Annotated in this window: 14 protein-coding genes; 3 read left to right on the top strand and 11 right to left on the bottom strand. The window is 64.3% G+C overall.

Annotated elements, in window-relative coordinates:
* Positions 1-74 precede the first annotated feature (74 nt).
* A complete protein-coding gene (locus ACW2Q0_RS05515) occupies positions 75-1,703 on the bottom strand; it encodes a methane monooxygenase (RefSeq protein WP_457186803.1) in 1,629 nt (542 codons plus the stop codon).
* 381 nt (positions 1,704-2,084) lie between these two features.
* Between ACW2Q0_RS05515 and ACW2Q0_RS05510 the strand changes: the two genes are divergently transcribed.
* Positions 2,085-3,110, top strand: a complete 1,026-nt coding sequence (locus ACW2Q0_RS05510) for a LysR family transcriptional regulator (protein WP_457186801.1) — start codon at positions 2,085-2,087, stop codon at positions 3,108-3,110.
* On the opposite strand, the gene fdhD is transcribed toward ACW2Q0_RS05510, so the two are convergent.
* From fdhD to ACW2Q0_RS05485, 5 genes are read right to left on the bottom strand one after another with little or no spacing between them, the layout of a single operon-like run.
* Positions 3,068-3,904: a formate dehydrogenase accessory sulfurtransferase FdhD gene (gene fdhD, locus ACW2Q0_RS05505; RefSeq protein WP_457186799.1), complete on the bottom strand. Its 837-nt coding sequence runs from the start codon at positions 3,902-3,904 to the stop codon at positions 3,068-3,070. The two genes, ACW2Q0_RS05510 and fdhD, sit on opposite strands and share 43 nt — an antisense overlap.
* A 58-nt stretch (positions 3,905-3,962) precedes the next feature.
* Complete coding sequence (locus ACW2Q0_RS05500) at positions 3,963-4,163, bottom strand: formate dehydrogenase subunit delta (protein ID WP_457186797.1); 201 nt, start codon at positions 4,161-4,163, stop codon at positions 3,963-3,965.
* A gap of 20 nt (positions 4,164-4,183) precedes the next feature.
* Complete coding sequence (gene fdhF, locus ACW2Q0_RS05495; RefSeq protein WP_457186795.1) at positions 4,184-7,012, bottom strand: formate dehydrogenase subunit alpha; 2,829 nt, start codon at positions 7,010-7,012, stop codon at positions 4,184-4,186.
* Positions 7,009-8,559 carry a formate dehydrogenase beta subunit gene (locus tag ACW2Q0_RS05490; RefSeq protein ID WP_457186793.1) on the bottom strand — a complete coding sequence of 517 codons (1,551 nt, stop codon included), beginning with the start codon at positions 8,557-8,559 and terminating at the stop codon, positions 7,009-7,011. Before ACW2Q0_RS05490 ends, fdhF begins: the two co-directional genes overlap by 4 nt.
* Positions 8,556-9,029 (bottom strand): NAD(P)H-dependent oxidoreductase subunit E, encoded by a 474-nt coding sequence (locus ACW2Q0_RS05485; RefSeq protein ID WP_457186791.1) that lies wholly within the window; start codon positions 9,027-9,029, stop codon positions 8,556-8,558. The genes ACW2Q0_RS05490 and ACW2Q0_RS05485 overlap by 4 nt, the downstream gene beginning before the upstream one ends.
* A gap of 980 nt (positions 9,030-10,009) precedes the next feature.
* On the opposite strand from ACW2Q0_RS05485, the gene ACW2Q0_RS05480 reads away from it, so the two are divergent.
* Complete coding sequence (locus ACW2Q0_RS05480; protein ID WP_457186789.1) at positions 10,010-10,207, top strand: hypothetical protein; 198 nt, start codon at positions 10,010-10,012, stop codon at positions 10,205-10,207.
* A gap of 83 nt (positions 10,208-10,290) precedes the next feature.
* Here the strand turns inward: ACW2Q0_RS05480 and ACW2Q0_RS05475 are convergent, their stop codons facing one another.
* The 3 genes from ACW2Q0_RS05475 to ACW2Q0_RS05465 form a co-directional block, all read right to left on the bottom strand.
* Entirely contained in the window at positions 10,291-10,752 is a 462-nt protein-coding gene (locus ACW2Q0_RS05475; RefSeq protein ID WP_457186787.1) for an aminoacyl-tRNA deacylase, read from the bottom strand.
* A gap of 272 nt (positions 10,753-11,024) precedes the next feature.
* On the bottom strand, positions 11,025-12,680 hold the full coding sequence (locus ACW2Q0_RS05470) for a sulfatase-like hydrolase/transferase (RefSeq protein WP_457186785.1): 1,656 nt from the start codon (positions 12,678-12,680) through the stop codon (positions 11,025-11,027).
* 6 nt (positions 12,681-12,686) lie between these two features.
* Positions 12,687-13,625, bottom strand: a complete 939-nt coding sequence (locus ACW2Q0_RS05465; RefSeq protein ID WP_457186783.1) for a haloalkane dehalogenase — start codon at positions 13,623-13,625, stop codon at positions 12,687-12,689.
* A gap of 68 nt (positions 13,626-13,693) precedes the next feature.
* Between ACW2Q0_RS05465 and ACW2Q0_RS05460 the strand changes: the two genes are divergently transcribed.
* Positions 13,694-14,281 (top strand): TetR/AcrR family transcriptional regulator, encoded by a 588-nt coding sequence (locus ACW2Q0_RS05460; RefSeq protein ID WP_457186781.1) that lies wholly within the window; start codon positions 13,694-13,696, stop codon positions 14,279-14,281.
* A 109-nt stretch (positions 14,282-14,390) separates the two neighbouring features.
* Here the strand turns inward: ACW2Q0_RS05460 and ppk2 are convergent, their stop codons facing one another.
* Both ppk2 and ACW2Q0_RS05450 read right to left on the bottom strand, forming a co-directional pair.
* Positions 14,391-15,326, bottom strand: a complete 936-nt coding sequence (gene ppk2 / locus ACW2Q0_RS05455) for a polyphosphate kinase 2 (protein ID WP_457186779.1) — start codon at positions 15,324-15,326, stop codon at positions 14,391-14,393.
* Between the two features lie 77 nt (positions 15,327-15,403).
* Positions 15,404-15,730 carry a hypothetical protein gene (locus tag ACW2Q0_RS05450; protein WP_457186777.1) on the bottom strand — a complete coding sequence of 109 codons (327 nt, stop codon included), beginning with the start codon at positions 15,728-15,730 and terminating at the stop codon, positions 15,404-15,406.
* Between the last annotated feature and the right edge of the window lie 16 nt (positions 15,731-15,746).

Here is a 15,746-nt window from a genome sequence, read left to right as displayed (position 1 = left end):
GTGGTCTCCTGGGCTCGAAAATGACTGTCAGGAAGTGGGTGGCGCCGATATCAGCGCCACCCTCTTCAGCCAGATCAGGCGGACGTGCCCGCGCGGTACGCGGCGACGTGCGCCTCCCGCTCGGCGTCGGACATCTGGTTCAACAGGACATTCGGGCTCTGGAACGTATTGCCCCGCACGTCGTCGAGGGTCCACAGCTTCTTCGGATCCTCCAGGTCGAGATGCGGCTGGCCGATAAGCGTCTTGCCGTCGTCGCGCACGTACCCGAGGTCGGAGACAATGTCGGCAAGGTCTTTGCCGTGATGCAGGGTCTCCCACTCGCGGAATCCTGTGAGCCGGCCCATGTTCGGAGTCGAGCGGCCTTCGTACTCGCCGCGGAAGGCAACGGCGTCGGTCCAGTAGCAGGTCTCCGAGCAGTAGGTCCGCCACTGGTCGTCGACCTTTTCCACCACCATGTCCTCACGGATGAGGGCCGGCACCATGCAGGTCCAGCACCGGTGCGGGTACTGGTATCCGACCTCCTCGAAGACGATCGGCTTGTTCCGACCGGGGTACGCGAGGCGGTTGTACTCTTCCCACCACTTGCCGTACTTCGAGTACCAGCCCGGGTACTTGTGCTCGAACCACTCGAAGTCCTTGTCGGTCATCGCGTCGATCCGCCAGTAGTTGACCGGCCAACCGGTAGCGAAGAACCGGGCTACCTCGTGGACGTAGCCCTTGTCGACAATGCGCTTCCACGCCTCCTCGACCAGGTCGTGCGGAATCGTCAGACCATACTTCTCGAGCGGGATCAGGTAGCTGCGGTAGTAGTCGTCATAGATCCACCGCCGCCACATCTCAGCGTAGCTCTCCCGGTCCTTGCGGCGGTCCTTCGTCCCGTACTCGATGAAGGTGCCGATCGCGGCGTCGACCACGCAGTGGTTGTTCCACCAGGCGTAGCGCAGATCCCGTTCCAGCAGTGGACGATTGCGCTCGTCGGCGAGCGCCATCAGCAGAATCGAGTAGCCGTTGGAGATGTGGCGGGACTCATCGGACTGCACCGAGTGGAACACCGTCGGCAGCAGGTAGTCGCCGTTGGCCGCGGCCTCGTCGGGCATGGCCACGAAAAGCGTGTTGGTGAACGCGGTTTCGGCGACCACGGTCAGGTAGATGTTCGCCGCGGTGATCGCGTCGCCGGTGATGAACCCCTCGCCGAACTGGCGACCGATGGTTCCGGCGTAGTTATTCGCAAACGCCTTCTCGGTGATATCGAACCCGGCGGGATCGATGTAGTTGTTCATGTACAGCTTCTTGAGGTTCATCTGAATCGTCGAGTGACGAACCTCGTCGATCATCTGAACAGCCAGCCCGTTGTGAATCTCCGGATTGGGCACGGCGTCGATGGCCATCGGCATCGCCCGCGCAGCCGAGATCTCCGGGAAGGGGATGATCGACAGGAACAGCTTCTGCCATTCCAGCCAACGCTGCTGCACCTGCCGGAACATGTTGCCGCGGATCGCGCCGTCCATGGCGCCGTACACGCGGTTGTCCTTCTCCTCCTCCATCGGGAAGTAGGACCGCATGATCTGCTTGAGAGGGTCCTTCTTCGGAGCCTTCTCAAAGGTGTAGTCGGTCCCGAACCGCGTAGCGGGCGTCGCGAAGGTCGGCTCCCATGACAGCTCGGTGATTTTCGCGTGGGCCTTCGTCAGGCTTTGCCTACTCAATGTTTGCCTCCTGGATCAACAGCCGACCGGTGCGCCGGCTGTAGGGCCGTTGCCTGATCCATTGCATCCTGTGATCCACGTCTCTGGCGTCTCACTCTGAGACGAGCATCACATTCGAGCTGTTGCACTGGGAGTCGGAGCCGACGACGACGATTCGCGAGCTGGCACAGCAACTTTGGGGCGCATCGTGAGGCGCTGGTGCGCTGTGCGGCGCTGGATATCGAAGCAGGTGTGAGATCTCCTCGCCGGGCTGTCGCAGCACGCGGGCAGAAGCGGAGAAGCATACTCCTGCCCCCGGGACAGACCTGCGCTCGCGCGTCGGTCCGATGATCGAGTTCGAGACGTCGGAGGTACGTAAGAGGCGGCAGCTAGCATAGCTAGATGTCCGGCGATGTACTGATCCGACAATTGGAATATTTGATCGCCCTCGCGCGCGAGCGGCATTTCGGTCGCGCGGCTTCGTCTTGTCATGTCACTCAGCCGGCTTTATCGGCAGGGCTGCGCAAGTTGGAGAGCGAACTCAAAGTGACAATTGTGCGGCGCGGACGGCAATTCGAAGGATTCACGCCCGAAGGGCTGCGGGTGCTCGACTGGGCCCGACGGATAGTCAACGAACGTGACGAGTTGCGGTCGGACCTCGACCGTATGCGGCGCGGGCTGGCCGCCACAATTCGTATCGGCGCGATCCCTACGGCGGTACCGGTTCTACCGCTGGTCACCGAGGCAGTTGTCGACCGGCATCCTTCTGCCCGTGTTCTCATCGAGGTGCTTTCCTCGGCCGAGATCGCACGCAGAATTGCCGAACACGACCTGGACGCCGGACTGACCTACGTGGATGACGAGATGCCGCAGTCGCTGCTGATATTGCCGCTCTACCGGGAGAGATATCTGCTGCTCACCGCGGCCGACGGACCGCTGTCAGAATGTCACCGTGCCCAGTGGCGGGATATCGCGGGACTGCCGTTGTGTGCCCTGGTGACAACCATGCGTAATCGACAGATCCTCGATTCTGCGATGGCGGGAGCAGGCGTGCGGGGCACAGTGGTGATAGAGACCGACACGGTTGAGGCACTGTATTCACATGTCGCCACCGGACGTTGGTCGAGTGTTATCGCGCACACTTGGATGCGAGCGCGTGGGGTGCCAGCTGGTATCCGCGCCATCGAGATCGCAGACCAACCGGAGTCGCCACCGGTGGGACTGGTCACGGGTGCTTCGATCGTGTCGTCGGCCTTGCGAACAGCAGTCCAGGATTCCGATATTGCCAGCAAACTCGAGTATGCGGATGGCAGCAGGCTCGGTTCGAATTCGTTCCCGTCCGCCAACTCGGCCGATAACGCCGCCCCGGAAGTACCGGATGCGGGTCAGCCTGTCATCTCCGTTCGCAGACGCTCAGCGGCGGTGTAGACGTTCATCGAGGTGCCGCGAAGGAAGCCGACAAGCGTCAGTCCGTTCTCCGCCGCGAGGTCAACCGCTAGCGATGACGGAGCCGAGACCGCCGCGAGCATCGGAATCCCTGCCATGACAGCCTTTTGCACGAGCTCGAAGGATGCCCGGCCACTCACCATCAGGATCGTCTCTCGTAAGGGCAGGAGCCCAGACCGCAACGCATGCCCGACGACTTTGTCCACGGCGTTATGCCGACCGACGTCCTCCCGTAGACACAACAGCCTGCCATCCGCTGTGAACAGCCCGGCTGCGTGCAGCCCACCGGTGCTGTCGAATACCTGCTGGGCAGCACGGAGCCGGTCGGGAAGAGTCGTCAGCACTGTCGGCGTTACGGCGAGCGGATCGTCGGCTACGGACCACTTCGTCGAGGTCCGCACCGCCTCCAGGCTGGCCTTACCGCACAGCCCGCAGGAGGAAGTGGTGTAGAAGTTGCGCTGCAACGAGGTATCCGGGCCGACCATGCCCGGCGCCAGATCGACGTCGACGATGTTATAGGTGTTTCCGCCCTCCGCAGCGGCGTCCGAGCAGTAGCGCAGGCCGGTCAGCTGATCTGTTGCCCACACAGCCCCTTCGCTCACCAGAAATCCGGCCGCGAGATCGAAATCATGGCCGGGCGTGCGCATGGTCACGCTGATCGGATGCCCCGCGATTCGGATCTCCAGCGGCTCCTCCGCCACCAAAGTGTCCGGTCGTCGTGAGTGCCGACCGTCCCGTATGCGCACAACTGGTCGCCGCGTGGTCACTCGTCCCATGGTTGTTTCCGTTTCTCGGAGCGTTGCTCCGACCGGACGCCGACCCTGAGCCGCCGGGTCACGGCGCAGTATTTCCCAGCAGATCGGCGGCGGCGGCAACGTGGGCGTCGCACCCCTCGCCTGCGTGCGAGGCCTGCTCCAGCAGTTGTGCGCGCATCCGCGGCTCCCAGTACCTGCGAATGTGCTCCGCGATCGGCGCAGCAGCCTCCTGAGGTGGCACGTGCCGGAACTGGGCTGCGATCTCAGTGGCCAGCCTCATCGCCGGTGAGATTTTCATCATCACATCGCTCCAGAGGAGTGGACCAGGTCGTCGGACTGATCACGTTGTGACGCGTTGCCCGCCGCTGACGTCCGCAAGGCGACCTGCACCGCGGTGACCTTGTATTCGGGGCAGTTGGTGGCCCAGTCGGAGTTGTCGGTCGTCACCACGTTCGCACCCGTCACGGGGTAGTGGAACGTCGTGTAGACGACCCCGGGCGGCATCCGATCCGAGATCATGGCACGCAGTGTTGTTTCGCCCGCCCGGCTGGTCAGCGCCACGTCGGCGCCGTCGGTGATACCACGCACCTCCGCGTCATGCGGATGGATCTCCAGAATGTCCTCACGGTGCCAGACGACGTTGGCGGTACGGCGAGTTTGCGCACCCACGTTGTACTGGCTGAGGATTCGGCCGGTGGTGAGGATCAGCGGGAACTTGCGCGTGGAGCGCTCGGTCGTCGGGACGAACGTTGTGGTGACGAATCTACCCTTGCCCCTGACGAATTCGTCGACGTGCATCACTGGTGTTCCCTCGGGTGCCGCGTCGTTGCACGGCCACTGCACGCTCCCGAGTTTGTCCAGCTTCTGGAAGGAAACTCCGGCGAAGGTCGGTGTGAGCAAAGCGATCTCGTCCATGATCTGGCTCGGATGGTCGTATGCCATCGGGTAGCCCATGGCCTGAGCGATCTCACACGGAATCTGCCATTCGTGCTTGCCGGTCCGGGGTGCCATCACCGGGCGCACCCGGTTGATCCGGCGCTCGGCGTTGGTGAACGTGCCGTCCTTCTCGAGGAACGACGTTCCGGGCAGGAACACATGAGCGAATTTGGCGGTCTCGTTCAAGAACAGGTCCTGCACGACGAGCAGTTCGAGTGCTCCCAGCGCCGCGAAGACATGGCTCGTGTTCGGGTCGGACTGGGCGATGTCCTCGCCTTGAACGTAGAGTCCGCGGAAGGATCCGTCGATGGCCGAGTCGAACATGTTGGGGATGCGCAGGCCCGGCTCGGCCAGCAGTGGGCGCTGCCAGAGTGTCTCGAACACATCACGTACGGCGTCGTCGGAGACGTGCCGGTATCCGGGCAGTTCGTGCGGGAAGGAGCCCATGTCACAAGAACCCTGGACGTTGTTCTGGCCGCGCAGTGGGTTGACGCCCACACCTTCACGCCCGATGTTCCCGGTGGCCATGGCGAGGTTCGCCATCCCCATCACCATCGTCGAACCCTGGCTGTGCTCGGTGACGCCGAGTCCGTAGTAGATCGCCGCGTTGCCGCCGGTTGCGTAGAGCCGCGCGACTGCCCGCAGTTCGTCCGCGGGCACGCCGGTGATGGCCTCGGTCGCCTCGGGGCTGTGCTCCGGCCGGGCGATGAATTCCGCCCACGGACCGAAGTCCTCACACCGGGACTCTACGAACTCCCGGTCGACCAGACCCTCGGTCACCACCACGTGGGCCAGCGCGTTGACGACCGCGACGTTGGTGCCCGGGTTGAGCTGCAGATGATGCTCGGCCTCGATATGGGGCGAACGGACCAGGTCGATGCGGCGCGGATCGATGACGATCAGCCGGGCACCATCGCGCAGCCGCCGCTTCATTCGGGAGGCGAAGACCGGATGCCCGTCGGTCGGATTAGCTCCGATCAGCAAAATGACGTCCGCCTTGGCGACCGACCGGAAATCCTGAGTTCCGGCCGATTCGCCGAAGGTCTGCTTGAGGCCGTACCCGGTGGGTGAATGGCACACGCGCGCACACGTGTCGACGTTGTTGTTGCCGAACGCCGCGCGCACCATCTTCTGCACTACATAGACTTCTTCATTGGTGCAGCGCGACGAGGTGATCCCGCCGATCGCACCGGCCCCATGCCGCTCTTGGATGTCGCGCATCTTCTCGGCGACATAGTTGATCGCGGTGTCCCAGTCGACCACACGCCACTCGTCGGTGATCTTCTCGCGGATCATCGGTTCGTGCACGCGGTCGGGGTGGGTGGCGTAGCCGAAGGCGAACCGGCCCTTCACGCAGGCGTGTCCCTCGTTGGCGCCGCCATTGTTGTCGGGAACCATGCGTACCAGCTCGTCGCCGCGCAACTCGGCCTTGAACGAGCACCCCACGCCGCAATACGCGCAGGTCGTCAGTACGGTGCGAGTCGGGATGCCGAGCTCGACCACGGACTTCTCCTGCAAGGTCGAAGTCGGGCAGGCCTGCACACAGGCACCACAGGAAACGCATTCGGAGTCGATGAAGTTCTCGCCTGCGCTCGCGGACACCTTCGATTCGAAACCGCGGCCCTCGATGGTCAGCGCGAACGTTCCCTGGATGTCGGCACAGGCACGGACGCATCGCGAGCAGGTGATGCATTTGGACGGATCGAAGTCGAAATACGGGTTGCTGCGGTCCTTTTCGAGGTTGAGATGGTTCTCACCCTCGTAGCCGTAGCGGACTTGCCGCAAGCCGACCACGCCGGCCATGTCCTGTAGCTCGCAGTCCCCGTTGGCCGGGCAGGTCAAGCAGTCCAGCGGATGATCGGAGATGTAGAGCTCCATGACACCCTGCCGCAGTTTCTCGAGTCGCGGCGTCTGGGTGCGGATACTCATCCCTTCGGCCACCGGAGTGGTGCAGGAGGCGGGAGTTCCGCGCCGGCCGTCGATCTCCACCAGGCACAACCGGCAGGAGCCGAAGGCGTCGAGACTGTCGGTGGCACACAGTTTCGGTATCTCGATTCCCGCCAGTGCGGCCGCGCGAAGCACCGAGGTACCCTCGCCCACTGTCACCGGCAGCCCGTCGACTTCCACGGTCACCGCCTTGGCGTCCGCCGGCGGAGCCGGCGTGCCGAGATCACAATTCTTCAGCAGTGTCATCGTGTCGCCTCCGTGTGTCGAGCGGTGAAGTCCTCCGGGAAGTGCAGGAGGGCACTGCGCACCGGGTTCGGCGTCAGACCTCCCATTGCACACAGCGAGCCCTCGGTCATCAGCTCGCAGAGGTCGTTCAGCAGAGCGAGGTTCGAATCCGGGTCCTCGCCACCGACAATGCGGTCGATCACTTCCACTCCGCGCACCGAACCCACGCGACACGGAGTGCACTTACCGCACGATTCTTCCGCGCAGAACTCCATCGCGAACCGTGCCATCGCGGCCATGTCCACCGTGTCGTCGAACACGACGATGCCGCCGTGCCCGAGCATCGCGCCGGCCTCGCCGAAGCCCTCGTAGTCCGTCGGCAGATCGAGCTGCGAGTCAGGAATGTAGGCACCGAGAGGACCGCCCACCTGCACGGCGCGCACCGGCCGACCCGACCGCGTACCGCCGCCGTAGTCGTTGACCAGATCGGCCAGTGAGATGCCGAAGGCGGTTTCGAACACGCCGCCCCGGGCGATGTTTCCGGCCAATTGGAACACCTGGGTCCCGCGCGAACGCTCCACCCCGAGCGCGGCATACGCCTTCCCGCCGTCGGCGAGGATGGCGGGCACACTGACCAGGGTCAGCACGTTGTTGACCACCGTTGGCTTGCCGAAGAGCCCGGTGATGGCGGGGATCGGCGGCTTGGCTCGGACCATGCCCCGCTTACCCTCCAAGCTCTCGAGCATCGAGGTCTCTTCGCCACAGATGTAGGCACCGCCACCCACACGCAGGTGGATATCGAAGCTGAAGCCGGAGCCGAGAATGTTCTCGCCGAGCCAGCCCTGGGCGCGGGCGATCTCGACCGCCTCGCCGATCACGGCAGCCGCCTCGGCGTATTCGGAACGCAGATAGATGTAGCCCTCGGACGCGCCGACCGCGTAGCCGGCGATGGTCATGCCTTCCAGGAGACTGAACGGGTCACCCTCCATCACCACCCGGTCGGCGAAGGTGCCACTGTCGCCTTCATCGGCGTTGCAGCAGACGAACTTCAGCTCACCCTCGGTCTGGGCGACCGTCTGCCACTTGATGCCGGTCGGGAATCCCGCGCCACCGCGGCCGCGAAGGCCGGATTCGATCACCTCGGCGACCACGTCGGCCGGGTCGAGCTCGAAAGCTCGGCGAAGTCCGGCCAGACCGTTGTGGCTCACATAGTCGTCCTGGGACAGCGGATCAATCACGCCGACCCGACTCAGGCACAGCCGTTGCTGATCGCGCATCCAAGGGAGTTCCTCCACGAGACCGAGACATAAGTCGTTCGTGGCCCCGTCGAGCATTCCGCCCTTGACCAGATCGCCGACGTCCTGCGCTCGAACCGGCCCATACCCTAGGCGACCACGCTCGGTTTCTATCTCGACCAATGGCTCGAGCCACAACATTCCGCGGGTTCCCGTGCGCACGAGCCGCACCTCACGGCCGGCGGCTGCGGCCTCGCGTTGCACAGCGATGGCAACCTCGTCGGCTCCCACCGACGTCGCCGCAGAATCCCGCGGGACGTAAACCGTGATCATGATTGCTCCGCTCGCACGATGTCGATTACCTGATCCCGATCGAGCCGCCCGTACACCTTGCCGTTGATCCGCGCGGACGGCCCCAGGGCGCAGTTACCCAGGCAGAAAACCTGGCCCAGCGTCGTCGAGCCGTCGGATGTGGTGTTTCCGACCTTGATACCGAGGGTCTGTTCGACGGACGTCACCAACTGTTCGGCACCCACCGATCGACAAGCCTCCGCGCGGCACATGAGCACCGTCGTCCGCCCAGGCGGCTCCGACCGGAAATCTCGATAGAAGGTGACGACCCCATGCACATCTGCTCGCGACAGATTCAGTTCGGCCGCCACCAACGGCACTACTTCGGGGTCGATGTAGCCCAGGCGATCCTGAATATCGTGCAATATCACCAGAAGGGGGCCACGCCGGTGACGATGTGAATCGACAACGGATCGGACGAGCTCCTGCAGATTCTGCGGTGCTTGCTTCATGAGACGCTCCACGCACTCCACGCTTTGTTCGTGCTAGTTGAAACCCGGATCACCGACTCGCGGCGTGGGCAGGGTGTACGGATGACGCCCGCGCCGAAAGCGGGAACCTGCTCATGGTGGACCTTCCCAATATGCACAAGATCGCCTAACGGCTGGTCGCACTTGCGTCCCGTCAACCAAAAAACCTAGGCACGATCGGGATCGACGTCAAAGTTCCGATTTGGATCAATTGATAAACGGCTTTTATCATCCCGAGTTTCTTGCCCGCACCCCGGGACTGGCACAGGACGCCGAGTCGCTGCGCGCCGAGAGCGACCCGACGCATTCGACATCGGAGCGATTCGAATGCGATGCGTGTCGCTCCGCGGTCCGATCAGCCCGCACATCCGGGGTGAGGCAAAGACCTCGTTGAATTCGCCGCCCCTGGTCTCATGCCCGGCGGTACGGTCGCCACCGTGGGCGGACCCCAGGCGGCTGCTGAATCCAACTGCCGCACAACTGGTTTCGGCCGTCAAGGCTGGATTCGCCGCCGCAGCGGACCGGCAGGCAGCCTTATTGTTCGAATCCATCGATCGTGGTGTGGCCACCGGAGCCGAGAACTTCTTGGTGGCGCGTGATTCACCGCGCACGAAGACTCACGGTCCGGACTGCATCTGGGTCAGGCACTCGGCGAACAGCTCGATCGGCATCGCGTGGACGGGCTCGTCGCGCTGATCGATGCCTGCGAGTCATGAGTAGGTGTTATCGGCTCCGCGCGTCGTGCAGCACGCCGGACCTCGGCCGGGTCGTATCGAATTTTGGGGCGCTGCGACACCGCGTCGACAGCGCAGACGTCGATGTCGAACTCGCGGCGATGACCTCCACCGCGCAGGTCGAGCCGGTCATGCGCAGATAACCTGAAATTAGCTGCGTGGTGCCGGTGCCACGGAGTAGCCTACGGTTCCATGAGCGCATGCGAGGTTTGCGGTAACGATTACGCTATGCCGATCGTCGTCGAGGCTCAGGGAACGCGGCATGTCTTCGACTGCTTCGAATGTGCGATCCACCGCATGGCACCCATCTGCGGGCACTGCGACTGCAAGATCATCGGCCACGGCGTGGAGGCAGATGGTCGATTCTTCTGCTGCGCGCACTGCGCAATGTCCGAGGGTGCCAGAGGCTTGGTCGACCACGTGTGAGGGCGGTGCCGTCGCCGGACCGAGGCTCTTCCCGTCATTCCCGAGCCGACACACCCTATCGTGACCGACCTGACAACGTCCCACTAGGAGAAGTGCCCCTTTTCCGCGTGTTCCATCAAGCGCATGAACTGCTCGGTACGCATGTGGATGAGCGTCTCGTGGTCTCCGGCCTCGAAGTAGATGTCGGGCTGTGTGCTCAGGCTTTCGTCCATCAGTGTCTTCATACCGTAAGCCGTGCATACGGGAGGGATGGCGCCGAGTTCACAGTCTTTGAAGACCTGGCGGATGTCCGACTCGTCGGCGAACGACAGGCGCCGTCCGGTTTGGTCCCACAGTTTCGGCAACCGTAGGTGATGAGTGGATGGCAGTACGGCACCGACATAGCCTTGTTCGTCTTCGAGGAGGATCGTCTTGGCGAGTTGGTTGCCCGGGATAGCCGCAGTTTGGGCTGTCTCGGTGCTGCTGTGGCTGTGCGGATGCCGCACGACTTCATACTCGACGCCCGCATCGCTCAGGCATGTGTGCACGGTCGGTGATATGGGCATGGCGGAACCTCCACTGCCTGGTTGGTACCACCGCCGAACTCGGCGGCCCCACCCTTCAGCATAGGCGCCGCGTCGCCATATGTGACGGGATGGAGCAAGCTCGACCCGTCCACCGATAGCAGTAGGAGTCAGAGGATGCGTGTCCACCCTGGAGACGCATTTGGTGCACCCACCGACCTCGATAGCAGAGTGCGCCGCCACCGACCTCGTGCCGCACACAATCCGCGCCGAGATGATCATGATGCGCCAGCATCTGCCGGGCGGGTCCCGGGCTACTTCGCGCCGATGCCGTCACGGAGGAAGTCGCCGAGCTGCTCGCCGAACGGCTTGGCGGTCTCGGTGTTGTAGTCGTTCCAGCCTGCCTGCTGTGCCTGCTGCAGGTAGTCGGTCAGCGGTCGGTGCAGTTCTTCGCTGACGGCTTGGTCGTGCAGCCGACTCATCGTGTCGCGCAGGCTCCCGCCCGCCGCGGCGGTGTTGTCCAGTTCGAGTTCACCGTCGTGGGTCGAGTAGTCATAGAGCTCGTACTCCTCCGCACGCGACGGGTCGATCTCCGCGGAGCCCGGCACCCAGTGCGAGTAGCGGACGAACTTCGCATCGGCGGTCCGGACGGCCACCACATGGCCGGGTGCGTCGTGGTCGAACCGCACCGCGGCTTCCTCGATGGAGTGTTCGTCGGTGGTGTGCATGATCCAGGGCCGCCCCGGCGCGCGCGGGTCGCGACAGACGGCGGAGATGTCGTGTCTGCTTGCCAGATGGGCGTAACGGTCGTCGCCACGCCAACCGTTGCCGCCCGCGCCGATGGTCAGCAGCAGTGGGGCGAGGTCGATGCTGGAGGTCAGCTGGGTGCGAGTGCCGGCTGCCGGAGTGAGGTCACCGCGCGGGTCATAGACGAACAGCGGCACCCGGATGGCCTCGTCGTAGGCTCCGCCGCCCTTGCCGTGCAGGCCGTGGGAGCCGGCGTAGTCACCGTGATCGGAGGTGAACACCACCACGGTGTTGGCCGCCACCTCCGGACGGGTCGCCAGTTCCGTCAGCACCCGGCCGATCTGGATGTCCACCTGCTGCTGGAACCACAGGTAGAGATTGAGCAGGTCGATCCACTCCCGGTCGGCGTCGGGCGTACCGTATGGCGCGATGCCGAAGGTCGCGGCCGACACCTGCACCAAAGCCATCTGCAGACGAGGCTTGCGCGAGAGTTGTTCGAGGGTCTCGTGATTGGCGGGCAGAGTATCGATCCAGCGTGGGATGTTGTTGAACGCCAAGGTGCGCCGGGTCCAGCGCGGCCACCACTGCACATCGTGCGGGTTGACCAGCGATACCGTCGTGCACCAGGGGCCTTGGCCCGCATCGGTATCGAACCAGTCGACGAACTGGTCGACGATCCGGCCGTCCATCTGCAGGCCCTGCTCCGGCGCGCCGTTGGGTGATGGGTAGGTGCCGCCGTCGAAGCCGTGACGCTCCAACCCGCCCGGCGTCGTGTCGGCGTCGTGGCCCAAATGCCATTTGCCCCACCACGAGGTGCGGTAGCCCTGTTCGCGCAGCATCGAACCCCAGGTCGGGAAGCCCGGCGACAGCTGCGAGGTCGAAGTCGACAGACAGCCGGTCTGGTGTGAGTACAGGCCGGTCACCATCGCGCCGCGGGAAGGCGTGCAGTCGTTCGCGGCGGTGTAGTGCTGTTCGAACGAGACCGACTTGGACCGCAATCCGGCGACGTTCGGCAGGATGGTGTCGAGTACCGGCTGGTCCGGGAACCACATGGGAGTTCGCATCTCGTCGACGATGACGACGAGAATATTCGGCTTGTCGGGGTGAATGTCCATGCGTGGCTGGGCGGATGCGCTCGGGCTCCCGGTAGTCATGGCAGCGGTCGCCATGGCGGCGCTCGCCGCCGCGCCGCGACCGAAGAACCCACGCCTGCTGATCGACATTGTGTCCTACTGCCTTTCGGTCGGGTGCGGAGAAGAAGCGTCCATGAAGTGGTTCACCACCGATGCGAGCCGAGGACCGTTGTCTTCCTGCAGAAAATGTCCTGCGCCCTCGATCACCGTGTGCGGTTGACCGGAGGCCCCGGGAATCTTGGCCTGGAAGATCTTCTCGCCGCCGGCTGTGATCGGATCGCCATCGGAGAAGGCGGTGAGCAACGGTTTCTCGAAGCGGGCCAGCTGCTCCCAGGCCCGGCGGTTCGCCGCGGCGGCCGGGTCATCGGACCGGGTCGGGACAAGGAGGGGGAAGGCGCGGGCACCGGCCTTGTAGCTCTCATCGGGAAACGGGGCGTCGTAGGCGGCCGTAACCTCGGGGGAAAGCCTTGCCCGGCAACCATTTTCGATAATGGCCCCAACCGGAAACCGCGGCGTCTCCTGCGAGAACCGCTGCCAGGCCAGAAAGGCGTCGCTCAGCTTTGTCGTTCCGTCGGGAAGTCCGGTGTTGGCCGTGACCACCCGGGCGAAGCGATCGGGATGTTCGGCGACGAGCCGCATCCCGATCAGACCACCCCAGTCGTGGCAGACCAGCGTGATGGACGCCAGATCCAGGTGGTCGAACAGCGTTTCTCGCAGCCATTCGACGTGGCGGGCATAGGTGTAGTCGGCTCGGTCGGTGGGCTTGTCGCTGCGGCCGAAGCCGATCAGATCCGGCGCGACACACCGCCGGCCCGCCGCGATGAGCACCGGAAGCATGCTGCGGTATAGGAAACTCCAGGACGGCTCGCCGTGTAGCAGCACGACGACTTCGCCATCTCGCGGGCCTTCGTCGAGGTGGTGCACCCGCAGGCGAGCGTCGCCGCCGTCACCGGCCGCAACCTCGACGTAGTGCGGCGGGAACGGAAAGTCGGGCAGACCCGAGAACCGTTCCTCAGGCGTACGCAGTGCGTGCATGGTCCCGAGACTAAATGTTCTTGCATCATTAATGCAACTTTTCCTGCGGCTTGTTAGGGTGATCCGCGATGGATGGACGTACCGCTCGGGCGGCAAGAAACCGTCAGGCGGTGCTCGATGCCGCGCTGGCGCTCACAGAAGAAGGCAATCTGGCCCCGACCGCACGGGCAGTGGCCGAACGCGCCGGAGTCTCGACCAGGTCGGTGTTCCATCACTTCGCCGATCTCGAGTCGCTGTACGCCGACGCCGCCAAGACGCAAATGGAACGACACTGGTTCCCCCTGCTGCGTCCGGTGACCGGCGATCCGGGTCATCGCATCCAGACCCTGGTCGAGCTGCGAGCCGAACTATACGAGCGCATTTCGGGCACCCGCCGCGCCGCCGTGCTGCGCGAGCACGAATCCGCCGTCCTCGCCGAGCGCCTACACGAAAGCCGCGCCGCGCTGCGCGCCCACCTGCGCGCCAACCTCCCCGAGCTCGAGCGCCTCGACCGCCCCGGCCGCGAGGCCGCCTACGCCGCCGCCTCATGGGAGACCTGGGACGTACTCCGCCGCCACCAAGGCCTCTCCGCGAATGCCGCCCGAGCCGCCGTCAGCGCTACCCTTACCGCCCTGATCGCCCCCGCACCGACCGTCATCGACGCAGCCCGAAAGTAGGAGCCGCCGCGGTCATCGGCTGAGCGCGGTGCGGACGCTACGACACCAGGTCATGTGCCGTGTTTCTCGTTCACCGCGCGTATCCGCTTGCGCAGCGCCGACCTCGCGATCAGGAACCGATGACGTCGCAGGCGCGGCCGACGAGGAGTGGATCGGCGGGGGTCACGATCTCGGGGTCCTTATTGTCGTAGTCGAACAGGCCGAGGACGTGGCGCATCGCGTTGAGGCGGGCGCGTTTCTTGTCGTTGCTCTTGACGACGATCCACGGGGCGTAGTCGGTGTCGGTGTGCTCGAAGTTCTGTTCTTTGGCGGCGGTGTAGTCGTCCCACTTGTCGAGCGAGGCCAGGTCCATCGGGGACAGCTTCCAATGGCGGACCGGATCGACCTGGCGGATGGCGAAGCGGGTGCGCTGCTCCAGCGCGGATACCGAGAACCAGAACTTCACGAGGTCGATGCCGTCGTCGACCAGCATGCGCTCGAAGAGTGGAACTTGGGCGAGGAAGCGCCGATGTTGTTCGGGGGTGCAGAAACCCATGACCTGTTCGACTCCGGCACGGTTGTACCAAGAGCGGTCGAATAATACGATCTCCCCGCCCGCGGGCAGGTGTTCGACGTAGCGCTGGAAGTACCACTGAGTCGACTCGCGAGTGGTCGGCTTCTCCAGTGCGACCACGCGGGCGCCGCGCGGGTTGAGGTGCTCCATGAACCGCTTGATGGTTCCACCCTTCCCCGCGGCGTCGCGGCCCTCGAAGACGATCACCAGCCTGCGCCCTTCGGCCTTGACCCAATTCTGCAATTTGAGCAGTTCGATTTGCAGCAGGCGTTTGTCGGCCTCGTAGATATCGCGGGGCAGTCGCCGCTCGTAGGGGTAGCCCTCGCGCCAGGTGTCGACGGCGAAACCCCCTTCGGCGGTGATCAGGATCGGGTCGTCGTCGTCGAAATCGTCCACGAGGAAACCGGCCGTGTCGGAGAGGTCGACCACGAACTCGAGGTCACCGATTTCACTGAAGTCAGGTAGTGGCTGCCGGGTCGCGGGGTCGGTCATTTCCGAGACGGTATCGACGGATTCTGACCGAAAGGTGAACAGCAGAAGCACCGGCTGCACACCGCCGCGTGCGCGCATCACCTACGGCGTAAGCCTTTCCTGGTCACGCGCAGACCCCACAGCTCGAGGGTTGTCGCGATCGCCATGTATTGCAGGTAGGCGGCAATGACGAGCCAACCGCCATAGTCGTGCAGCCAGCCACGTAATGGCAGCAACGCCGCCACGCCGAGGCAGATCAGGAGTGTGCCGAGCACCACCGCCGGAATCCCCAGCGGCGCGAGTTCCTCATCCAGGAGGGCGGACCGTGCCGAATCCGCGGCGGTCCTCGATGTCGGTTGGGAGGTGGCGCGAATACCGGTGCCGCCTGTCTCGAAGGAATTGGGTATGGACGCTGGATTTGCCATAACGTTCTCCGGGCCG

This window comes from Nocardia citri (assembly GCF_054065835.1).
Note: the sequence above shows the minus strand (reverse complement) of the source record. Positions and strands in the feature narration are given on the sequence as shown.